This is a genomic window from Gilliamella sp. B2785, from assembly GCF_026537005.1.
GTDB lineage: Bacteria > Pseudomonadota > Gammaproteobacteria > Enterobacterales > Orbaceae > Gilliamella > Gilliamella apicola_E.
In genome coordinates this window covers 56007-79727 of record NZ_JAFNNC010000004.1, presented here as the reverse complement: position 1 = coordinate 79727, position 23721 = coordinate 56007, and the positions used below count along the sequence as shown (strand labels likewise).

Genomic DNA, 23721 nt, shown 5'->3' with positions numbered 1-23721 from the left:
AAATAATAAAATATTTTTACTTTTGAATTGTTTTTTCTTTTTTATTTAGCATTTACCTGCAGAAATCACCTGCTTTTTAGCATTGGCTTTTTGTGGTAAGCTAGCCAACTATTTTTTAATTTCATCATTCAAGGTTTATTATAAAAATGTCATTACCAATGATTGTCACCTTTGCTGTTTACATATTAGGAATGATTGCTATCGGTTTTTTTGCATTCCGTGCAACGCGAAATTTTGGTGATTACATATTAGGTGGGCGACGTATCGGTAGTGTAGTGACTGCACTTTCTGCTGGTGCTTCAGATATGAGTGGTTGGTTATTAATGGGATTGCCTGGTGCAGTCTTTTTATTTGGTATTTCACAAAGTTGGATTGCAATAGGTTTAATAATTGGAGCTTATTTAAATTGGCTTCTTATTGCGGGTAGGCTAAGAGTTTTTACTGAAATAAATCATAATTCATTAACTTTACCTGATTATTTTTCTCGTCGATTTGACGATAACAGCTCATTACTAAGAATTATTTCGGCAGTAATAATTTTAATCTTTTTCACAATTTATTGTGCTTCTGGTGTAGTTGCTGGCGCTAAATTATTTGAAAGTACATTTGGCCTTAGTTATGGCTGGGCTATGCTTGCTGGTGCAGGTGCAACCATTGCTTATACTTTTATCGGTGGTTTTTTAGCGGTCAGCTGGACAGATACTATTCAAGCTAGTTTAATGATGTTTGCATTAATTTTAACCCCAATCATGGTTATGATAAATGCTGGGGGTTTTTCAGATGCGTTGGCTAATATTCAATCATTAAATCCCGATTACACAAACATCTTTTCAAATATGGATTTTATTGCCATTATCTCTTTATTAGGATGGGGACTTGGTTATTTTGGTCAGCCCCATATTTTAGCAAGGTTTATGGCTGCTGATTCACATGAAGTAATGAAAAACGCTCGTCGAATTAGTATGACATGGATGATTTTGTGTTTAGCCGGTGCTATTACAGTTGGTTTCTTTGGTATAGCTTTTTTTGCTAACAATCCAAATTTAGCTTATTTAATTGATGATGGTAAGCATGAACGTATTTTCATCGAATTATCTAAATTACTTTTTAATCCGTGGATTGCAGGTATTTTGCTTGCAGCTATCTTAGCTGCAGTAATGAGTACCCTAAGTTGCCAATTATTAGTTTGTTCAAGTGCATTAACTGAAGATTTCTATCGAGCATTTATCAGACCAAAGGCTAAACAACGAGAATTAGTTTGGGTTGGGCGTGTTATGGTCTTATTAGTTTCAGTTATTGCTATTTTACTCGCAATAAACCCAAATAACAGTGTGCTTGATTTAGTCAGTCATGCTTGGGCAGGATTTGGAGCGGCATTTGGCCCTATTGTTGTATTTTCGGTTTTCTGGGCTCGAATGACTCGCAATGGTGCACTAGCAGGAATGATAACGGGAGCAATTACCGTTTTACTTTGGATAAATTTCAATTGGTTTAATTTGTATTCCTTGATTCCAGGTTTTTTATTTGCGTCAATAGCAATAGTTATTTTTAGTTTATTAGACAAAAAACCAAATGAAATAGTCGAAGATCATTTTGAACAAGCGTATAAAAGATATCATAATAAATAAATGTAATTAAATAGAATAGAAACGTTAATAGGTAAAATATCATGACAAAAAATGTGATCAAACAACTGCAAGAGCGTGGGCTTATTGCTCAACTTACTGATGAAAACGCGCTAATGGAATTAATCGAAAAAAATCCTATTGCGCTATATTGTGGTTTTGATCCAACAGCTGACAGTTTGCATCTTGGTCATTTAGTTCCATTACTTTGTTTAAAACGTTTTCAATTGGCTGGTCATAAACCAATTGCATTAGTTGGTGGTGCAACAGGACTAATTGGGGATCCAAGCTTCAAAGCAGTTGAACGTAAGCTTAACACTGAAGATACTGTTATTGAATGGAGTGAGAAAATCAAACAACAAGTATCGCCGTTTTTGGATTTTGAATGTGGTGATAATGCAGCTATTGTAGCCAATAACTATGATTGGTTTGGTGGCATGAATGTTTTATCTTTTTTACGGGACATTGGTAAATATTTTTCCGTCAATTCAATGATTAATAAAGAATCTGTTAAGCAACGTATTGACCGCGATGAGTCAGGTATTTCATTTACTGAGTTTTCTTATAGCCTGTTACAATCTTATGATTTTGCAAGCCTAAACAAAGCACATAATGTCGTGTTACAGATAGGTGGTTCTGATCAATGGGGTAATATTACCGCAGGTATTGATTTAACTCGTCGTTTACATCAAAAACAAGTTTATGGTTTAACCGTACCATTAATTACTAAATCGGACGGAACCAAATTTGGTAAAACTGAAAGCGGTGCAGTATGGTTAGATCCTAAAAAAACCAGCCCGTATAAATTTTATCAATTTTGGATTAATACTGCTGATGCCGATGTTTATCGTTTCCTTAAATTCTTTACATTCATGTCATTGGAAGAAATTGATGCATTGGAAGAAGAGGATAAGAATAGTGGCTTAGCCCCTAGAGCTCAATATGTACTTGCTGAGCAAGTTACTCATTTAGTTCATGGCGAAGATGGCTTAACCGCAGCGAAACGTATCACTGAAAGTTTATTTTCTGGTAAGTTAACTGACTTATCTGAAGCTGATTTTGAGCAGTTAGCTCAAGATGGTATGCCTACATTGGCTGTTGAAGAAGAGCTAGATTTGCAACAAGCAATCGTTAATGCAGATTTTGCACCTTCAAGAGGTCAGGCAAGAACAATGATTGAATCAAATGCTATTTCTGTTAATGGTGAACGTAATTCCACAACAGATTATCGTTTTTCTAGTAGTGATAAACTCTTTAATCGTTATACATTATTGCGTCGAGGTAAAAAATACTACTGCTTACTCATTTGGAGATGATTTCATGAAAAATATTTTATCGATTCAGTCTCATGTTGTATTTGGTCATGCAGGTAATAGTGCAGCTGTATTTCCAATGCGTCGTTTGGGTGTGAATGTTTGGCCTCTAAATACGGTTCAATTTTCAAATCATACCCAGTATCGTCAATGGACTGGATCGGTAATGTCAGCATCTCATTTGGTAGATATTGCTGAAGGAATTAATGCTATTGGGGAATTAGACCGATGTAATGCTGTATTAAGTGGGTATATGGGATCTCCAGAGCAAGGTAATGCAATCATCGACATAGTTAAGAAAGTAAAGGCAGTAAATCCTGAAGCAATTTATCTTTGTGATCCGGTAATGGGACATCCTGAAAAAGGTTGTTTTGTTGCGCCAGGTGTATCCGAATTTTTATGTAATACCGCTTTGCCTATTGCAGATATGATGGCTCCAAATATCTTAGAGCTAGAGGAACTTAATGGTAAACAACCAATCAGTAATGTTAATGAAGCAATTTTAGCTTGTCGCTCAATTTGTCAAAAAGGGCCTAAAGTTTTATTAGTTAAACACTTAAGTCGAGCAGGTTATCAAAAAGATCGTTTTGAAATGTTGCTTGTAACTATGGATGAAGCTTGGCATATTGATCGTCCCTTAGTCGATTTTGGTGTTAAGCAACCAGTAGGTGTTGGCGATGTGACTAGCGGGCTATTTTTAGCAAATATAATGCTTGGTAAATCAATGGTCGAAGCTTTCGAACATACTACCTCTGCAGTTTATGCTGTTATGCTTGAAACATTAAAACAAAATGAATATGAATTACAATTAGTCGCTGCACAAAATGAAATTGAGACGCCAAAACAGTGGTTTAATGCAAAAAGGATTGATTAATTTTTGAAATATGTAAAAATATATAAAATTATGTAAAAATAAGTTAAAGTTGTGTAAACTAATGGAAGGCAAAATAAGAGAAAATGATGGAAAATAATATTACGTTGGGTAAGATTCTTTCCGATTTAAGGGATAACAAGGGCTTAACCCAAAAAGATATTTCTGCTCAAATTCATGTTAGAACTCAAGTTATTTCAGAAATAGAAAATAATCAGTTAGTCCATGCCCCTTATGTTCTTGTTAAAAGCTATATTCAAAACTATGCAAAAATTGTTGGTTTACCTAGTGAAGAATATCAACCTTATCTTGAGGTATTAGCAAAGCAATATTCAGTAAAACAACCTTTCAAACTCGAATCAATAGATAATAAAAAAAGTCATAGTAAAAAGATTATCTTTATTACTTTATTCATTTTTATTTTGTTATTAGGTATTGGATTATATTACGCTACCTGTCAAAACAAAAATAATTACGTTGAAGTTAGCCATTATATTTCTCCTGGGGCTTCTGATCGCGTTAACAGTTAGCAAATTTTCGAATTCACATACAGACATTTGCCCCAAATCTTGTTAAGATCGCGACCTAGTTATTTTGTAATGTGATTAGGCATCTTATGAGTCATCAAGAATCACCAATTGTTAGGAGAGAATCTACCCGAATTTATGTCGGTGATGTGCCCATTGGAGGTGGAGCTCCTATTGCTGTCCAATCCATGACCAATACACGAACAACAGATGTAGAGAAAACAGTAGCTCAAATCCAAACGCTTGAGCGTGTTGGTGTTGATATTGTGCGCGTTTCTATTCCAACGATGGATGCTGCTGAAGCATTTAAATTTATTAAGCAACAAGTAAAAGTTCCCTTGATTGCCGATATTCACTTTGATTATCGAATAGCTTTAAAAGTTGCTGAATATGGTGTTAATTGTTTAAGGATTAATCCTGGTAATATTGGTAATGAATCGAGAATTCGTTCAGTAGTTGATTGTGCTAAAGATAAAAATATTCCAATACGTATTGGTGTTAATTCAGGTTCGCTAGAAAAAGATATCCAAGAAAAGTATGGTGAACCAACACCAGAAGCGATAGTTGAGTCTGCGATGCGCCATGTAGATATTCTTGATAGGCTTGATTTTGATCAATTTAAGGTAAGTGTTAAGGCGTCAGATGTTTTTACCGCAGTTGATTCGTATCGATTATTGGCAAAACAAATTAAGCAGCCTTTACATCTAGGAATAACTGAAGCCGGAGGCATTCGTACAGGTGCTGTAAAATCAGCAATTGGGCTCGGTTTATTGCTATCTGAAGGTATCGGCGATACATTAAGAGTTTCACTTGCTGCCGATCCGACGGAAGAAGTCAAAGTTGGATTTGATATTTTGAAATCTTTACGTATCCGATCTAGAGGGATTAATTTCATTGCTTGTCCAACTTGTTCAAGACAAGAATTTGATGTAATTAGTACCGTTAATACGCTAGAGCAACGACTTGAAGATATTATAACACCGATGGATGTCTCTATTATTGGCTGTGTTGTTAATGGTCCAGGTGAAGCATTAGCTTCCACAATGGGTGTTGCTGGTGGGCACAATAAAAGCGGTTTTTATGAAGATGGTGTGCGCATAGGGCGTATAGATAATGAAAAAATGATAGATGAGTTGGAAGCTAAAATACGGGCTAAAGCCTTAATTTTGAAAAATAGAATAGCAACCACTGAACTATAATCTTATTAGATAGCGAATAAAAATATGACTGAAAAAAAAATCCAATCAATACGGGGAATGAATGATTTACTCCCGAGTGATAGTGCAACATGGCAACAAATTGAAAAAATTGTCAAAGGTGTGCTAAATAGTTACGGTTATAATGAAATTAGAACCCCAATTGTTGAAGATACTGGATTATTTAAACGAGCAGTTGGTGAAGTGACAGATATCGTTGAAAAAGAAATGTATACTTTTAACGACCGTAATGATGAAAGTCTCACTCTACGCCCAGAAATTACAGCAGGTTGTGTTCGTGCAGGAATTGAACATGGTCTGTTTTATAATCAAGAGCAGCGCTTATGGTATTTAGGGCCTGCATTTCGTTATGAAAAACCTCAAAAAGGGCGTTATCGCCAATTCCACCAATTTGGTGTTGAAGTATTTGGCCTTGAAGGACCGAATATTGATGCAGAGCTTATATTATTAACCGCTCGTTTTTGGAAAGCTCTTGGTATTGAAAAGCATACTACACTTGAACTCAATTCAATTGGCTCAGTTGAAGCTAGATCCAATTACCGTAACGCGTTAGTTAGCTTCTTAGAACAACATAAAGATAAATTAGATGAAGACTGTTTACGTAGAATGTATACTAATCCATTACGTGTGTTAGATTCAAAAAATCCTGTTGTACAAGAATTGCTTAATCAGGCGCCAAAATTATTTGATTATTTAGATGAAGAATCTAAAAATCATTTTGATGGGTTATGTCATTTATTGGACAACGCAGGAATAAAATATAATATTAATCAAAGATTAGTTCGTGGTTTAGATTATTATAATCGAACTGTTTTTGAATGGGTTACTACCAGTTTAGGAGCTCAAGGTACCGTGTGTGGTGGAGGGCGCTATGATGGGCTTGTTAGTCAGCTTGGTGGACAACCAACCCCTGCTGTAGGTTTTGCCATGGGAGTTGAGCGTTTAGTATTGCTTGTACAAGCGGTTAACCCTTCTTTAAATCGTGACAACTCGATTGATATTTATATGATATCTTCTGGTGATGAGCAAACAATATCTGCTGCACAAAGAACGGCGGAAACATTACGTGATGGTTTACCTGATAGAAGAATTGTTACAAATTACGGTAGTAGTAATTTTAAGAAACAATTTGCCAAAGCTGACAAATTAGGTGCTAAAATAGCTGTAATCATTGGCGAAAATGAAATTGCCAATCAAACAGTAACAATTAAAAATTTACAAACAGGCGAACAAGTTGAAGTTGCACAAAAAGAGATTGTTCAAACGTGTTTGGCAATATTGTAAGTTAAGGAAAATAGGAGAAAAACGTGAGTTATCAATTATCTGGCGAAGAACAAGTTTCAGAGATAAAAGAATTTCTTGCTAAAACGTGGAAAATCATTGTTGCAGTTATAGTAATTGGATTACTAGCTTTTTATGGCTGGCGTTACTGGCAATCTTACAAATTAGAAAAAACGATTGAATCTTCCGAACGGTATGAACAATTAATAGCTAATTTAGACAAAAATAATCCAGATTCAGTAAATGAATTAGTCTCTTTCGCTGAGAGTGATAATACTATTTATAGTGTTTTTGCTAATTTAAAAGCAGCTAAATTTTACGTTGAAGAATTGAAAGATTATCCAAAAGCTGAAAAGTTACTCACTGATTCATTAAGTAAAACTGATTCAGAAGTTATTAAATCAATCAGTTATATTCGTATTGCAAAAATACAATATCAACTTGAACGTTATCAGGATGTTTTAGCGACCTTAAATAAGGTAACTGAAAAAAGTTGGGTACCTGTAGTTAATGATATTCGTGGTGATGCCTATATGAAATTGAATAATTATGCTGAAGCTGTTGCGGCTTATAATGTTGCATTAGCTCCTGCTCCAGCGGATCAATCAGGGGAAAATAATTCTAAAGCTTCATTGCCTACAGAACAGTTAGATAAAAATATCAAAATGAAGTTAAATCAGGCTCAATATCTTAAAGATAAGCAACAAGCTGAACAAGAAGCTCAAGCCGCCAAAGATAAAGCAAAGCAAGAAGCAGAAGCTAACGTAAATGCAGCGCAAGAAAATAAAAATTAATTTATCCTGATATAAGGGTTTATACAATGAAGTTAACAAAATGTCTTTCTATTAGTGTTTTTATGTTTTCACTTGCTGGATGTTCATTGTTTGGTGGAGAAGAAGAGATAGTACAAGTATCACCTTCGCCGAAAGTAAGTAACCAATTTTCAATAAAAGAAGTATGGCGAAATAGTACATCAGGCAATACACATATTTATTCATTATTAGGTCCTATTAATTATGATAATGCTATTTATGCTGCTAGCCGAAGCGGACAAGTTAAAGCTATTGATCTATTAAATGGTCATACAATATGGGATAAAAATTTATCAAAAAGTACATTATTTAGCAGCAAAACAGCGCTATTTTCTGGCGGTGTAAGTGCTGATGATAAATATGTATATGTTGGTAGTGAACGTGCTGTTGTATATGCTTTAGATCGTAATGATGGTAATGTTATTTGGGAAAAACCAGTAAAAGGCGAAGTACTTGCTCGTCCTATTTCTTCAGAAGATAAACTCATTGTTTATACCGCAAGTGGTAATTTACAAGCTTTGAATCGTAATACCGGTGAGGAGGTATGGGATGTAATGCTTGAGGTTCCACCTCTTTCATTAAGAGGTAATTCCACCCCAACAATTGCACATGGTGCAGCAATACTTGGTGATGACACTGGTCATGTAAATGCTTACTACTTAAACGATGGACAACTGATTTGGCAACAACGTATTTCACAACCTAGTGGATCAACTGAAATTGCAAAATTGAATGATGTTGATTCAACCCCTGTTATCGAAGGTAATTTAGCTTATGCAATTGGGTACAATGGTAATGTTGTAGCACTTGACTTAAGTAATGGTCAGATTGTATGGCGTAAAGAGATGGGGTCTACGCATAGTTTTGCAGTTGATAGTCAACATTTATTTGTTGTAGATCAAGATGATAATGTACAAGCGGTCAGCAAAAATGGTGGTACAGTACTATGGACTCAAGCTGATTTGTTACATCGTCAATTAACCGATCCTGTTTTATATGAAAACTATATTGTTCTTGGTGATTTTGAAGGTTATCTATATTGGTTAAGTAAAGATAACGGTGAAGTCGTTGCTAAAACACAAGTTAGTAGTAGTGGATTGATTTCGAAACCATTAGTTGTCGACAATAAAGTTATTGTCCAAGCTAAAAATGGTGATATTTACGCATTCACAAAAAATTAAGGTAATTAGAGAAAAAATATGGTACCTGTTGTCGCACTAGTTGGTCGTCCGAATGTAGGAAAGTCGACTTTATTCAATCGATTAACTCGAACTCGAGACGCCTTAGTAGCTGATTTTCCGGGATTAACTCGTGACCGTAAATACGGACGAGCAGAAATCAAAGGGCATGAATATATAGTCATTGATACTGGTGGTATTGATGGCACCGAAGATGGGGTTGAAAGCTTTATGGCGGAACAATCCCTACAAGCAATTGAAGAAGCAGACATTGTCCTTTTTTTAGTTGATGCAAGAGCTGGTGCTATGCCTGCTGATCATGCAATTGCTAAGCATCTTCGCGCTCGTGAAAAAGCAACATTTTTAGTTGCTAATAAAATTGATGGTATTGATGCAGATAGCGCAATATCTGATTTTTATAGTTTAGGATTAGGGGACATTCATCCGATTGCAGCAAGTCATGGTCGTGGTGTAAATGTTTTAATTGAAACTGTACTCGATCCTATTTTCCATTTTGAAGATGATCAGCATGAAATCATATCAAATGATCCAGAAGATGAAGAGCTTCCTGAATCTTATGATGACATTGAAGATGAAGCTGACTCACTCATCAACCAGCCAATCAAAGTTGCTATTGTTGGAAGACCAAATGTAGGTAAGTCAACACTAACTAATCGAATTTTAGGTGAGGAGAGGGTTGTCGTTTATGATATGCCCGGCACAACACGCGATAGTATTTATATCCCCATGACGCGTGATGATCGTGAATATATCTTGATAGATACAGCGGGAGTTCGTAAACGAGGTAAAGTAACAGAAACCGTTGAAAAATTCTCTGTTATTAAAACCCTGCAAGCGATAGAAGATGCTAATGTTGTTATTTTAGTAATAGATGCCCGAGAAGGCATATCTGATCAAGATTTGTCCTTGCTTGGTTTCATTATTAATAGTGGGCGCTCACTTGTTATTGCAGTCAATAAGTGGGATGGGTTATCACAAGATATCAAAGAGCAAGTAAAAACGACGTTAGATGATCGGCTTGATTTTATCGATTTTGCTCGTTTACATTTTATATCTGCACTTCATGGCAGTGGTGTAGGAAACTTATTTGACTCGATCCAAGAAGCATATGATTGTGCGACACGTCGTGTTAATACTGCATTATTAACCAAAATCATGCAAATGGCGCAAGATGACCATCAGCCACCATTAGTGAGAGGGCGTCGAGTAAAATTAAAATATGCTCATGCAGGTGGATACAACCCACCAATTGTTGTTATTCATGGTAATCAGGTTGAAGATTTACCTGATTCTTATAAACGCTATTTAATGAATTATTTTAGACGCTCATTAAAAATTATGGGATCACCAATACGAATTCAATTTAAAGAAGGCGCAAATCCATTTGAAGGCCGAAAAAATAGTTTGACGGCTTCCCAACAACGTAAACGTCGTCGATTAATGAAACATGTACGGGGGCGTAAATAACGTATGACAACAAAAAAGAGTATTGATGAGGGGCAAGAAGGTATTTGTCCGAAATGCCATAATAAAATGGACATTGTGTCGCCACAACATTATGACTGTCCTCATTGCAAGCAACATTATCTAGAACAGTATATCTGTCCAATTTGTCAGCAAAGTGCTCAAATAGTTAAAGGTTGTGGTGCTATAAACTACATTTGTCACACTGATGGCTTAATCTCCAGCAGTAAAGTGATATTTCATTATTTACCAGAATAGAAATTTATATTTAAAGCCATAAGAGGTTATTTTATGCGAATTATTTTGTTAGGCGCACCAGGGGCAGGAAAAGGAACTCAAGCTCAATTTATTATGCAAAAATATGGCATTCCCCAAATTTCAACGGGTGATATGTTGCGTGCAGCGGTAAAAGCAGGTAGCCCACTAGGTCTACAAGCAAAAGAGCTTATGGATAATGGTAAGCTTGTTACTGATGAGTTAGTTATTGCTTTAGTTAAAGAGCGTATTGCACAAAGCGACTGTGAAAAAGGCTTTTTATTAGATGGTTTTCCTCGCACAGTTCCACAAGCGGATGCAATGAAAGAAGCCGGAATTAATGTAGATTATGTGCTTGAATTTGATGTACCTGATGAAGTTATTATTGATCGTATGAGTGGTCGCCGTATTCATGCTGGTTCAGGACGTGTATATCATATTCGTCATAATCCGCCGAAAGTGGAAAATATTGATGACGTAACGGGTGAACCATTGACTATCCGTAAAGATGATAATGAAGAGATTGTTCGTAAACGTCTTGTTGAATATCATGATTTAACTAAACCTTTAGTTAACTATTATCAACATGAAGCGAAAGAAGGGCGAACTAAATATTACCGCATTGATGGAACACAAGCTGTTTCAGCTGTGACTAATGAATTAACTAAAATTTTAGGTTAATTTTTAAAAAGAGGGATGATACTCATCCCTCATATTATCAAATTTATTATTTAGCAGAGTTAAGTGCTTGCTCTAAATCTTCAATAATATCATCGATATGTTCAATACCAATTGATAAACGTATCATTTCTTGGCTTACACCAGCTTTTTGCAATTCTTCATCATTGAGTTGCCTATGCGTAGTTGATGCTGGGTGACAAGCTAATGAACGCGTATCGCCAATATTGACTAAACGAATAATCAATTTTAAGGCATCAATAAATTTTGCACCAGCTTGCTTTCCTCCTTTAATGCCAAAAGACAAAATCCCGGCAGGTAATCCATTATCCATTTGTTTTACGGCTAGATGATGTTCTGGATGATCAATAAGCCCAGCATAATTGACCCACTCAACTTGAGGATGTGAAGCCAAATACTTAGCAACTTTAAGTGTATTTTGGCAGTGACGTTCAATACGTAAAGAGAGTGTTTCAAGGCCTTGCAATAATAAGAACGTATTAAATGGCGATAAAGCTGCTCCCATATTTCTAAGAGGTATTACTCGACAACGTGCAATATAAGCTGCATCACCAAAGCTTTCAGTATAAGAAACACCATGATAAGAAGGGTCTGGTTGGTTTAACATAGGATACTTATCGGCATGCTCTTTCCAACGAAATTTACCAGAATCAACTATCATTCCACCTAAACTATTGCCATGCCCACCGATATATTTAGTTAATGAATGTACAACTATATCAGCGCCAAATTCAAATGGTCGGCAAAGGGCAGGGCTGGCAACTGTATTATCAACAATTAATGGTATACCATGCCGATGGGCAATATCAGCAAGTGCAGTCAAATCAACAAGGTTACCAGCTGGATTACCTATACTTTCACAGTATATGGCTTTAGTTTTGTCATCAATTTGGTTTTCGATAGCGTTTAGGTCATTGTGTGGTGCAAATTTAGTTGTAATACCAAAATTAGGCAATGTATGAGCAAGTAAATTATATGTGCCACCATAAAGTTTAGACACTGAAACAATATTTTCTCCAGCAAATGTGATGGCTTGTATTGCGTAAGTAATAGCCGCCATACCAGATGCTACCGCAAGAGCGCCTATACCACCTTCAAGAGCAGCAACACGTGCTTCAAGTACTGCATTTGTTGGATTTGTTATTCGAGTATAAATATTCCCCGCGACTTTTAAATCGAATAAATCGGCACCATGTTGTGTGTCATCAAAAGCATAAGATGTCGTTTGATATATGGGAACAGCGACGGAGTGAGTGGTTGGTTCAGGAGTATAGCCTGCGTGCAAAACAATTGTTTCTGGTTTCATATAAGAGCCTCATATTTACAACTATAAGACTCTTATTTTGTGCAAAAAATTACCAAAAAGTAAAGAATTATAAAACCATTCTCACTATATCTATTTCACCTAATTCTTTGTATAAACTTTCCACCTGATCAATATGTGTTGCATTAATCGTAATTGAAACAGAATGATAATTACCTTTACTACTTGGTTTAATCGACGGTGTATAATCTCCAGGCGCATGGCGCTGAATAACTGACACCACTTTATCAACTAATTCAGGTTTTGCTTCACCCATTACTTTATAAGTGAAAGAACAAGGGAAATCTAATAATTCATTTAATTTTGTTTGTTGCATAATAGTCTTTTTCTCGTTTTATCAATATAACTACTAACTTTTGCTAATATATATAGTCAATTTATTATTCTTCAAGCCATAAACATCACTTTTTAAAGCTTATAATTTGATCTATGATAAGCAAATTCTAACATAGCTTAGTAAAACCTACCTTACTATTATTCTAAAAGGCTAAAATAACATGTCATCCCAATCCGCTAATAAAGAACCTTTTGGTACATTACTTGGTTATGCACCAGGTGGTGTCGCAATTTATTCATCTGATTATGAAACATTAGATCCTGAACAATTTCCTAATGATGCTTCATTTCGAAGCTATTCTGGTCATGAGTATATGGGGTACAAGTGGCAATGTGTTGAATTTGCCAGAAGATTTTTATTTTTAAATTATGGTATTGTTTTTACTGATGTTGGCATGGCACATGAAATTTTCTCATTAAGGTTTCTTCGCCAGGTTATCAATGAAGCAATTTTACCATTACAAGCATTTGCTAACGGCAGTAAAAAAATGCCAGAAGCAGGAGCATTATTAATATGGGATGATGGCGGTATATTTGATAGAACTGGTCATGTTGCTATAGTTACTGAAGTTTTTGATAATAAAATTCGAATTGCGGAACAAAATGTTATCCATACCCGACTTCCTATTGGTCAGCAATGGACGCGTGAGTTGGAGATGACCGTATCTGATGATGGTTTTTATTTACATGATACTTTTGATGATACCAAAATTTTAGGTTGGATGATTCAAACAGATAATACACTTTATAGCCTACCACAACCTGAAGTTAATAAGCACTTACTCGATATCCACAGCGTACACATTGAAAATCATGGCCAATTTGATGGCAAATGGCTAAACGAAAACGATCCGTTAGAAAGCGCTTATGTGTCAGCAACTGGCCATGCTATTAGTCATGATGATCAATATCGCTATTTCACTATTTCTGAAAGTGCAGAACAGGAACTTATTCGTGCCACAAATGAACTTCATTTAATGTATTTACATGCTACAGATAAAGTATTAAAAGATGACAATTTATTATGCAATTTCAATATTCCTGAAATTCTTTGGCCTAGACTTCGGTTATCTTGGCAGCAACGACGTTATCAAATGATCACCGGCCGATTAGATTTTTGTATGGATGAGAGAGGCTTTAAAGTTTATGAATACAATGCTGATTCTGCATCATGTCATACCGAAGCTGGAAAAATATTGGAAAATTGGGCAATCCAAGCCGAATTAAATGTTGGGGTAAACCCGAGTGCAGGATTACTCAATGCTTTAGCTAGTTGTTGGAAGCATAGCGACGCAAAAGCATTTGTACACATTATGCAAGATAATGACAATGAGGAAAATTATCATGCACTATTTATGCAAAAGGCCCTGACTCAAGCTGGATTTAAAAGTAAAATTTTACGAGGACTAACCGGGTTAAGATGGGATAAACGCGGACGCTTAGTTGATGATGAAGATCGTCAAGTTACCTGTGTCTGGAAAACGTGGGCATGGGAAACTGTACTTGAACAATTACGCCAAGAAAGTGAAGCACAAGTAGCAGGATTGCCGATTCGAACATGGCATCCTGAAAATGCGGTTAGATTAATTGATGTATTGCTGCGGCCTGAGGTATCTGTTTTTGAGCCTTTATGGACTGTAATCCCAAGTAATAAAGCTATTTTACCTGTATTATGGTCTCTATTTCCGAATCATCGTTATTTGCTTGAATCTACATTTGAACTTAATGACAACTTAATCAAAAAAGGCTACGCAATTAAGCCTATTGCCGGGCGAAGAGGTAGTGATATTGAGTTAGTTGGTAGTCATGAACAAGTGTTGGATAAAACTGTTGGACGATTTGCAAAACAGGAAAATATTTATCAAGAATTATGGTGTTTGCCAAAAGTTGATGATCGTTATTTGCAAGTTTGTACTTTCACCGTTGGTGGTCATTATGGAGGTGCGTGTTTACGTTCTGATCCTTCTTTGGTTATAAGAGGAGAAAGTGATATGCAACCACTACGAGTGTTAACGGATGAAGAATTTTTAAAACAGAAATCAAAAAAAAGTTGAGGAACGGGGTTTTTGAGGTCTAATTTAACAATTTAGTCATTAATTAGTTGAATATTTATAACTTAACTCATTATAAAGAATTAAATATGACAAAAAAATCATATTATCTTTTGGGTTAACAATGACAACAACTTGCTATTTCTGATAGAATTGATTTAGTCAAATAATAATTACAAAAAATATAAGTAATTTAAAGGAATATCAGGAAATATATGGCAAACACATTACTCCGAAGTGGTGATATAAAAGATTTTAAAATGCTCGGGCATGATGGTAAAGCAGCTTATCTTGTTGCTTCTCAAATTCGAGAAATGTTCCGAGTCAAATTAGGGCGTCAATACTCAGATTGTTTAGCTATCCCACAACGTAATGATCAGGGTAATATTGTTGATTGGTATATCCCTTTCGATTCAGACTCACCTGATGGGGAATATGATATTGTTCCTTGGACATCGGCTAGTGAATCAGAAAAAGAATCTGCCCTAGTTTTGCTTAAAGATTTTGAAAACAAAGTTATCGAATTAGGTCAAAAATTATCTAGAAACCCCAATTTAGAAGGTGACCAACTACTTTTTAGTCGGCTTATCTATGATCCTAAACAAAGAGCAGATAGCCTCGAACCTAATTTGATGGCGATACGCTTTCCTAGCAATCAGTTTGTTTATATTGTTAATGGCAAACCCGTTATTACTTTTTGGGGCTTTGTTAATCCGCAAACACCACAAGCGACTTCGCCATTTTATTGTTTAGAGGCCTTTAGAAGTACAGCACCCGCACCTTCTCAAAAAATACCTGTTGTTGTTAAAAAGCCTTGGTGGAAGCGTTGGTGGGTTTGGTTATTGGGATTATTACTCCTTTTATTACTATTGTTAGCGTTGCTGTGGTTAAAAGGTTATTGGTTAAAACCAAGTATAACTTTAGATCCCAATATCTCAATAGATAATAAAGTTAATTCTTCTGTTGTTAACAATGAAAAGAAAGAAGAAAAACCAGAAGAACTCAAAAAACCAGAGGATAATAAACAGGATCCTGAGCAAAAACCTAAAGAAGTTATCATAGATAACAGACCTGTTGGTGTGGTTAATGGTGTCGTATCAAATCGGACTGTTGCTGTAGATCCTAATGCAGTGAATGCAGTTCCAACCGATTCTGCTGCTGTTGATAATTCAGCTGTACCACCTGCTGCTCCAAATGAAACAGTAGAAAATACTGCAAATGGTGTTACAGATCCACTTCAACCTACGCCTCCTGATGCAAATAATCCTGATGATAAAGGAAATAACGGTGATCAAGGTGATCAAGGAAATAAAGGGAGTGAAGATAATAATACCCCGAATAATCCTAATTCGCCTGATGATAAAAACGTGGATCAAAATGGTCAGAATAATGACGATAAAAATGCTCAAACGACACCACCAGATGTCGTTAATAATCCTGAAGCTAACACTTCTAATCAAGGTAATTCACCTGATACCAATGCTAATCAATCCCAAAATTTAGCTTTACCTACTGATGCATTAAAGCAAGGGTCAACGAACTTTTTAAATGGCCAATGGTCAGTTGGAGCCGGTATTCAAGATAAAGCAACCGGTAAACCATTACAATTAAGTTATAATTTTAATCAAGGCAATGGTGAAGTGACGCTTACTCGTAGCGATGGCGTCAAATGTGTTGGTAAGGTCGGTAGTGGGATTCAAAACGCGAATTTAAATATTGTGGGTAATACCGAAGCTACTTGTAGTGATAATACTAAATATAAATTACCAAATATTCAGTGTAAACCTGGCAAAAATAATCAAGCTGATTGTCAGGGAGTTTATGATAACGGGACTTCATTCCCAATTACGATGAAAAAACAATAGGTTTGTATATGCTTCCAGAAATACGCAATTATGGTCAAGAAGTCACACTTATCATGAATAGTGGAATTCAGTTTCTTGATTTTGCATTAAAAATAGATTGGAAAGATAATAAATGGCGAAGTAAAGTTAATGGCTGTTTTATTGATCCATCAGAAAGCGGAGCACTAGTTAGATTAATTGAAGATATCGATAGTGGTAAATTTTTTGCGCCGGATAATCTCTCTTTTGCTGTTACGCCAACTCAAGAGATAAGTGTTGACCAATCATTAAAACTGTTTGATGGCATTTGGTTACCTGTGCCAGTTTTAAGATCAATGCCACCAGAGCGTTTTGATAAAGGCCCGCATAACTGGAGTCGAGTTCGAATTGTTAGTATACCAGAAGGTGAAGATGCTGATGGCAATACACACCGCATTACATTCGCCTTCGATACAAAAATTTTCAGCAATATGCAGGACGTTGCTTATTTAGCGCCGACTGAAAATGATGTCAAAACAGGAGCTGTTTTTAGTTTAGCTCATCGTTCAGATCAAGTTGCTTGGTACTTAGAGCAAAAGTGGATCACCAGTTGGTTAATTGATCTATTTCAAGAGTTAGCGCCCCAACCAGAGCGACTAAAAATTCATAAAGATGATATTGAGTTAGAAATAAATAATAAAGCTTACTATGGTCATTATTTAAATATTCTTAATTTGCTTGCTGATTCATTACAGTTACCAAAAATCAAAATTGTCTCAAATAATCGAGATGATGTGGTTAAATCAATTCCTGTTGATATGATTTTAGATGTTGGTAATTCTAGAACATGTGGAATACTAATTGAAGATCACGTTCAAGATAAAGATAGCTTAAATCGTCGCTATGAGCTTGAAATTCGGGATTTAACTCAACCTGAACATATCTATAATGAACCGTTTGAGAGCCGAGTAGAATTTGCACAAACCTTTTTTGGTAAAGAGCACTTTTCTTTACAAAGTGGACGACGTGATACTTTCCGCTGGCCTAGTATTGTACGAGTTGGAAAAGAAGCCAGTCGTTTAGCTAGTCGTCGTGAAGGGAACGAAGGTGCAACTGGGCTTTCAAGTCCAAAACGTTATTTGTGGGATCAGGAGAAGTATGAGCAAGGTTGGCGATTCAATTCTCATTATGTGAAGAGCGATCATGAACCCTTTGCAACGGCAGAGCCGTTCTCTAGCTTAATTAATGAATATGGTGAAGCACTGCATGTCCTCAGTAATGAAATTGAGGAAGAATTTGATCGTAAAATGCCTGTGTTTCATCCAAAATATTCACGTAGCTCACTAATGACATTTATGCTATGTGAAGTATTAATGCATGCTTTAATGCAAATAAATAGTGTTGCTCAGCGTAATAAGCTTGAACACGCTAGAACGCCTCGTAATTTACGTTCAATTATTCTTACTATCCCCCCAGCGATGCCAAAACCAGAACAAGCTATCTTTAAAAGCTGTGTTTATCAAGCTATCGGTTTGGTATGGAAAAGTTTAGGTTGGGATAGTTCTGACGATGATATAGATTTTAGTGATCCTGAACAATTAAAAAGTATATGGCCAAACATCCCTGAAATTTACATTCAGTGGGATGAAGCGACCTGTGGCCAAGTGGTCTATCTCTTTAATGAAACTCAAAACAATTATAATGGTCGATCAGAAGAGTTTATAGCTTCAATGGTCAGACCAGATAAAACCAATAAACAAAAATTAACGATTGCGACCGTTGATATTGGTGGTGGCACAACTGATTTAGTTATAAATGATTATGAACTTGATTATGGTGCTAATAAACAGCTTAGTGGCAGTAATGCTTACATTGTTCCGACACAACGTTTTCGTGATGGATTTAAAGTCGCTGGTGATGATATTTTACTTGATATTATTCAAGATACCGTTTTATCTTCGCTAAACAATGGCCTAAAACAAGCTGGGCTTGCAGATCCTAATCCGATTTTATCTACTATTATTGGTTCTCAGCAGGTATCAATACAAGATGCAGTACTGCGCCAACAATTAACTTTACAACTGTTTACGCCAGTAGGCTTGCATGTATTAAAGCTTTATGAGCTTTATGATCCATTACATGCTGAGCAGCATGTTTATAACATGACATTTAGTGAATTACTGCAAAATAATGCGATGACCGATCATGTTCTGAATTTTATTAATGAACCGATTAGTCGAGCATTAAATAATCCTGAATTTTCTGTGCTTGATTTAAATGTGGAAATTGACCTTAAACGTATTCATCACTTATTTATTCGTGGTGATTATTACAATATTTGTAAAACGTTTGATGCGTTATCAGAGATTATTAGTTGTTATCAATGTGATGTATTGTTATTAACAGGTCGTCCTTCGCGGCTGCCTGGTGTTCAAAGTTATTTCCGTTCACGATTATCAATGCCAGTAGGACGTATATTACCATTACATGGTTATTATACAGGTGGATGGTATCCATTCCATAAACAAGAACGTATTGATGATCCAAAAACAACGGCTGCTGTTGGCGCTATGTTATGTTTTCTAAGTAAAAACTTAAGATTACCGAATTTCTATTTTAGATCATCGAATATGGATTTATATTCAACAGTCAAATACATTGGTTTGTTAGATAATCTTAACATGATAAAGAAAGAAAATATTTATTATCAAGATATTGATTTAGATGATCCTGATTATGATTTTCCTGACCATTCTTTCGAAATTAGAGGCACAACAAGGCTTGGTTTTAAACAGCTTGAAATCGATCGTTGGCCTGCATCACCAATTTATATTTTGACTATTGAAAATAGTGATGTTGCTAAACGGTTGAGTGCTGAGGGTGTGGTTTTAGAGGTAACTTTAGGCATTAAAAATCGACAAAAAACTGTTGAGAATTTTTATATTAAAGATGTCAAAGCTTCAGATGGACGTGCTTGTAATAAAACCAAGGATATCAAACTTAATTTAAACACAATGGTAAATTCAGGTTTAATTAGCACACAATATTGGCTTGATAGTGGAATGATAAAACGATGAAAAATTTAAATGAACAACTCCCTAAATCTTGGGAACAGGTTTATCAAGCATCAGAACAGGCAATAGAGTGGGTGAGTCAAACCCGAGATTCATCAAAGCGTTTGAACAATGAGGCTGATAATTTAATTCTAGATCTACGTCGTTTGCGTAATAGCGCAAAACGATTGGGTGATGTGTCAACCAAGTCTGTTGCAGTGGGCTTTTTTGGATTGTCGCAAGCAGGTAAATCTTATCTCATTTCAGCGTTAGCTGCGGGTGAGAATGGTAAGCTTGAAACCGTTGTCGATAATGAAATATTAGATTTTATTGATCATGTCAATCCTGTTGGCGGTGGTAAAGAGGCAACGGGACTTGTTACACGATTTAGTCGTACCGCTAAAGGTGGCATTGCCAACTATCCGCTAGAGCTTAAACTTTTTCAAGAAATCGAAATTGTTAAAATTTTAATTAATGCATATTTTAAAGATTTTGATCAACAGAAAGTTGTGAATAAGATTGAATTTTCAGAGTTAAATCAACTTATTCAACAATCTGAAAATAAAAAACAATCTGATTATACGGGTGGTATAACTGAAGATGATATTGTTGATCTCTATGATTATTTATCTGAAAACTTTGGTAATTCACTTGAAGGTTTAAAAGGAGGGTATTGGGAGAAAGCTGTGTCTTTACTACCTTATCTTTCGACTGTAGACCGAGGTGCTTTATTCTCTGTGTTGTGGGGAGGCATAAGTGAACTCACTGCAATTTATGTGCAGTTAGCTACGACCTTGTCAAGTTTAAACCATGCTAATACTATTTATGCACCTCTTTCAGTATTGGTGAAGGAGCATGATGGTAAAAAGTCACAGATTGATAGCATAATGAATGTTGATATGCTTGAAAGGTTAAATACGGAGAAAGATTCATCTGTATCCGTTACACCACTTAATGGAATACCAACTTCGATATCATTAGCTCAATTAGCTTTTTTAACCGCAGAATTAATCTTCCCTTTAGTAAATCAAACTCGAGTACCAACTTTTGAGAAGGTCGATTTACTTGATTTTCCTGGATATCGAGGTCGATTAAATTTAATTTCTATCTCTGATGTTAAAGAAGGTAATCCAATTGCTCAACTTTTATTGCGTGGTAAAGTTGCTTATCTATTTGAGAAATATACTGATAGCCAAGAAATGAATGTTTTGGTTGTTTGTACTCCATCAGATAAACAGTCAGATGTTAATGATGTTGGTCCAGTATTAGAACGTTGGATTGATAAAACGCAAGGTGAAACCGCTGAGAAAAGGGCTACTAAAAAAGCTGGCTTACTATGGGCTATTACCATGTTTGATAAAAGAATTGGAGCATCATTACATCAATCAGAAGATAATCTAAGTAATACTTGGGGTAAAGGTGGCTTATTACAACAAACTATTTTAGAACGTTTTGGTAGCTATGATTGGTTATCCAATTGGTCAAATAATGGTAAATTTAATAATGTATTTTTGGTTCGTAAACCTGGATTTGATGTACCGTTTTTAAATGTCGACGCCAAGGCAAATCTTGAATTATCTTATAATGATAATTATCAACAAGAAATGTCAGTTTTGAAAAAGACATTTGTTGAAAATCCAGATATTAAAGAGTATGTAAGCGATCCAGACCAAGCTTGGGATGCGATGTTGAAACTAAATGATGGTGGAATTGGTCGAATTAGTCAATATTTAGAACAAGTCGCGATTACTGAAGTTAAACAACAACGAATTGTTGAGCAACTCAATGAGAAAATAGATTATATCATCAATATGCGTTTTGATACTTGGTATCAAGCCGGCAGTGATGAAGAACTTGGTAAGAAAAAACAAATCATTAGTGGTGTAGTAAAAGAACTACAAGGTAAAGCGTTATTATTAGGCGAACTACTTAAAGTTTTAGAATTGCCAGATCAAACTATTCGAGCTCTTTATCATTCAAGCCATATAAATAATGAAGTTAGCACTACAGGTAGTGATGATATATTAGATAATTCTTCAAACGATTTTGGTTTAAATACTGAATTTGAGCTGTTCCCCGATTCTAGCTCTCCTCTAAAACCTAAAGCTGTTGCTAGTTTACCTACTGAATCAAAATTTGCGAAAAACGTATTTACTGCATGGTTGGAGCATTTAAGAAATATTGTATTAGATAAACATATATTACAATTTTTTGGACTTGAGCAAAAATCACTCTCTTTTATTGTTGAAGAATTAATAACTGCCGCTAACCGTTTAAAACTTGAAGCAAGTTTAACGCAGAAAATTTTAGATATCGAAAATATGGGAAGTAAACGTGATGATCTTGAGTCTCGACAAATTAGCTCTATTCATCTCTTTTTGACCGACTTTATTGCTTGGCTTGGGTTTATTCAAGGGCAAGCAAATGAAATACCGACAAGCCGTGTTAATCAAGGTAAACCTATATTTTCTTCACCGTTGAGCCAATTTTCAAGTCAATTATCTCATCCACTTCCAGTGCTTGATGATAAGACTAAAAATTATTCTCAGTTTGCTATATTTGATTGGTTTATTGCATTTGCGGTGCTGGCACAAGAAAATGTCGGGCATCACGCTGGGCGTGAAATTAGTCAAGAACAAAATTCTCAACTTGGTGAGGTTTTAACTATCTTTAAACAATCGCAAATAAAATAATATGTTGTGATTATATTAGATGGTTATCATTTAATAATTATAAAAAAGGTAGCTTAAACTACCTTCTATTATGAAAGATTTATCAATCCATATTGATAACATTATAATTGTGAAATAGAGGATATCATGGCATTAAAAATTGAATTAGAAGGCTACAAGCCAGGTATTGCTAAATTTTTGGCACAAAAATGGAATGGTAGTGCCGATATTGATATGCTTATTCAACGTAATCAGGATGGTTATTATTTATCAGGTCTTAATCAGTGGGGACCAGAAAAAAATTGGCATACATTAACTAATATGTCGGTAGATAATGAGCAATTAACTGGCCAAGTTGATGAGTGGTTAGTTGACTCATTATTGTCTCAAGAAAACCGTGTTAGATTTCTTATTCAGATCCGTGATAAGCAAAATGAAAGTTATATCGATAGTGGTGTTGTTAATATTGGTGAAACAGTATTTCCATCATCTGCTCTAAATACTCAACAATCTGATGCTATAGAAGAAGATAAAATTGAGCCTGATGAGATTGTTTCGAATTTTACTGAATCAGATTCTAAAGCACCTTCAGAATCTGATATTCCTCAAACTGAATTGCCTGTTGCTGAAGAAGAAAATCAGGTAATTGCCGAGCCTGAAGTTGAAATAGAAGCAGCTCCTGAGCCTGAACCTGCGATTACACCAGAAGAAGTTTCTACTCCACAACCAGTTAAATCAAAAAGTAAAAAGGGAATAATTATCCTAATTTTTATCACATTATTAGTTTTAGCTGGTCTAAGTGTAGCGGCATGGTATTTCTTCTTTTCAAAAGATAAGAGTCCTTTGACTGCAACAATGAATAGTCAGTGTGACGTTACAAATGCAAACAGTAATGATTTATCTTTTATTCAACAGTGTTTACAGTCAAAACCTGATACGGACACAATAATTGAGATAATAAATCAAGCAAAACAAGCAAATAAATGTAATATCGCTCAGCGTTTATATGCTAATCAGTCTTTGCTGAATGCTAAAATTGCTTTACTTTATGCTAAAGAATATGATGAAAAATTTTATCAAGATAATCAGTGCTTTAAAATTGATAAAGGTACCGCAATTTATTGGTATGAAACATCATTGAATAATGATCCTAATAACGTTTTAGCTAAAGAACGCCTAGCTGAATTGCAAAAATAATA

At 35.4% G+C, this 23721-nt stretch carries 18 protein-coding genes; 16 read left to right on the top strand and 2 right to left on the bottom strand.

Translation table 11 applies throughout. The features are described from left to right. The first annotated feature begins 140 nt into the window (after positions 1 to 140). From putP to adk, 11 genes are all read left to right on the top strand, one after another. Positions 141 to 1628 (top strand): sodium/proline symporter PutP, encoded by a 1488-nt coding sequence (gene putP / locus J3U24_RS05760; protein WP_416380495.1) that lies wholly within the window; start codon positions 141 to 143, stop codon positions 1626 to 1628. 41 nt (positions 1629 to 1669) lie between these two features. Beyond that, on the top strand, positions 1670 to 2941 hold the full coding sequence (tyrS, locus tag J3U24_RS05755) for a tyrosine--tRNA ligase (RefSeq protein ID WP_267337350.1): 1272 nt from the start codon (positions 1670 to 1672) through the stop codon (positions 2939 to 2941). 4 nt (positions 2942 to 2945) lie between these two features. Then, positions 2946 to 3812, top strand: coding sequence for a pyridoxal kinase PdxY (gene pdxY / locus J3U24_RS05750; protein ID WP_065734954.1), 867 nt, complete (start codon positions 2946 to 2948; stop codon positions 3810 to 3812). Positions 3813 to 3898: 86 nt separating this feature from the next. Next, positions 3899 to 4339 carry a helix-turn-helix domain-containing protein gene (locus J3U24_RS05745; protein WP_267346976.1) on the top strand — a complete coding sequence of 147 codons (441 nt, stop codon included), beginning with the start codon at positions 3899 to 3901 and terminating at the stop codon, positions 4337 to 4339. An 86-nt stretch (positions 4340 to 4425) separates the two neighbouring features. Next, positions 4426 to 5535: a flavodoxin-dependent (E)-4-hydroxy-3-methylbut-2-enyl-diphosphate synthase gene (ispG, locus tag J3U24_RS05740; RefSeq protein ID WP_065734952.1), complete on the top strand. Its 1110-nt coding sequence runs from the start codon at positions 4426 to 4428 to the stop codon at positions 5533 to 5535. Positions 5536 to 5559: 24 nt separating this feature from the next. Then, a complete protein-coding gene (gene hisS, locus J3U24_RS05735) occupies positions 5560 to 6837 on the top strand; it encodes a histidine--tRNA ligase (RefSeq protein WP_065734951.1) in 1278 nt (425 codons plus the stop codon). A gap of 23 nt (positions 6838 to 6860) precedes the next feature. Further along, positions 6861 to 7628: a YfgM family protein gene (locus J3U24_RS05730; RefSeq protein WP_267337352.1), complete on the top strand. Its 768-nt coding sequence runs from the start codon at positions 6861 to 6863 to the stop codon at positions 7626 to 7628. 26 nt (positions 7629 to 7654) lie between these two features. Next, positions 7655 to 8827 carry an outer membrane protein assembly factor BamB gene (gene bamB, locus J3U24_RS05725; RefSeq protein ID WP_267337353.1) on the top strand — a complete coding sequence of 391 codons (1173 nt, stop codon included), beginning with the start codon at positions 7655 to 7657 and terminating at the stop codon, positions 8825 to 8827. 18 nt (positions 8828 to 8845) lie between these two features. Next, on the top strand, positions 8846 to 10312 hold the full coding sequence (gene der, locus J3U24_RS05720) for a ribosome biogenesis GTPase Der (RefSeq protein WP_267337354.1): 1467 nt from the start codon (positions 8846 to 8848) through the stop codon (positions 10310 to 10312). Between the two features lie 3 nt (positions 10313 to 10315). Further along, complete coding sequence (locus J3U24_RS05715; RefSeq protein WP_065734947.1) at positions 10316 to 10567, top strand: zinc-ribbon domain-containing protein; 252 nt, start codon at positions 10316 to 10318, stop codon at positions 10565 to 10567. A 33-nt stretch (positions 10568 to 10600) separates the two neighbouring features. Next, positions 10601 to 11245, top strand: coding sequence for an adenylate kinase (gene adk, locus J3U24_RS05710; protein WP_267330565.1), 645 nt, complete (start codon positions 10601 to 10603; stop codon positions 11243 to 11245). A gap of 46 nt (positions 11246 to 11291) precedes the next feature. Here the strand turns inward: adk and J3U24_RS05705 are convergent, their stop codons facing one another. After that, positions 11292 to 12569: a bifunctional O-acetylhomoserine aminocarboxypropyltransferase/cysteine synthase gene (locus J3U24_RS05705; protein WP_267337355.1), complete on the bottom strand. Its 1278-nt coding sequence runs from the start codon at positions 12567 to 12569 to the stop codon at positions 11292 to 11294. A 67-nt stretch (positions 12570 to 12636) separates the two neighbouring features. Then, on the bottom strand, positions 12637 to 12903 hold the full coding sequence (gene ybeD / locus J3U24_RS05700) for a DUF493 family protein YbeD (protein WP_034883735.1): 267 nt from the start codon (positions 12901 to 12903) through the stop codon (positions 12637 to 12639). A 181-nt stretch (positions 12904 to 13084) separates the two neighbouring features. Here ybeD and gss point away from each other — a divergent pair, with 181 nt between their 5' ends. The 5 genes from gss (at position 13085) to J3U24_RS05675 (ending at position 23719) form a co-directional block, all read left to right on the top strand. Further along, entirely contained in the window at positions 13085 to 14977 is a 1893-nt protein-coding gene (gene gss, locus J3U24_RS05695) for a bifunctional glutathionylspermidine amidase/synthase (RefSeq protein ID WP_220225278.1), read from the top strand. A gap of 212 nt (positions 14978 to 15189) precedes the next feature. Then, entirely contained in the window at positions 15190 to 16839 is a 1650-nt protein-coding gene (locus J3U24_RS05690; RefSeq protein ID WP_267337356.1) for an SrfA family protein, read from the top strand. Between the two features lie 8 nt (positions 16840 to 16847). After that, positions 16848 to 19874, top strand: a complete 3027-nt coding sequence (locus tag J3U24_RS05685) for a virulence factor SrfB (protein ID WP_065562899.1) — start codon at positions 16848 to 16850, stop codon at positions 19872 to 19874. Continuing rightward, positions 19871 to 22543, top strand: coding sequence for a putative virulence factor (locus tag J3U24_RS05680; protein ID WP_267337357.1), 2673 nt, complete (start codon positions 19871 to 19873; stop codon positions 22541 to 22543). The genes J3U24_RS05685 and J3U24_RS05680 overlap by 4 nt, the downstream gene beginning before the upstream one ends. A gap of 126 nt (positions 22544 to 22669) precedes the next feature. Continuing rightward, positions 22670 to 23719, top strand: coding sequence for a hypothetical protein (locus J3U24_RS05675; protein ID WP_267337358.1), 1050 nt, complete (start codon positions 22670 to 22672; stop codon positions 23717 to 23719). The last annotated feature ends 2 nt before the right edge of the window (positions 23720 to 23721 follow it).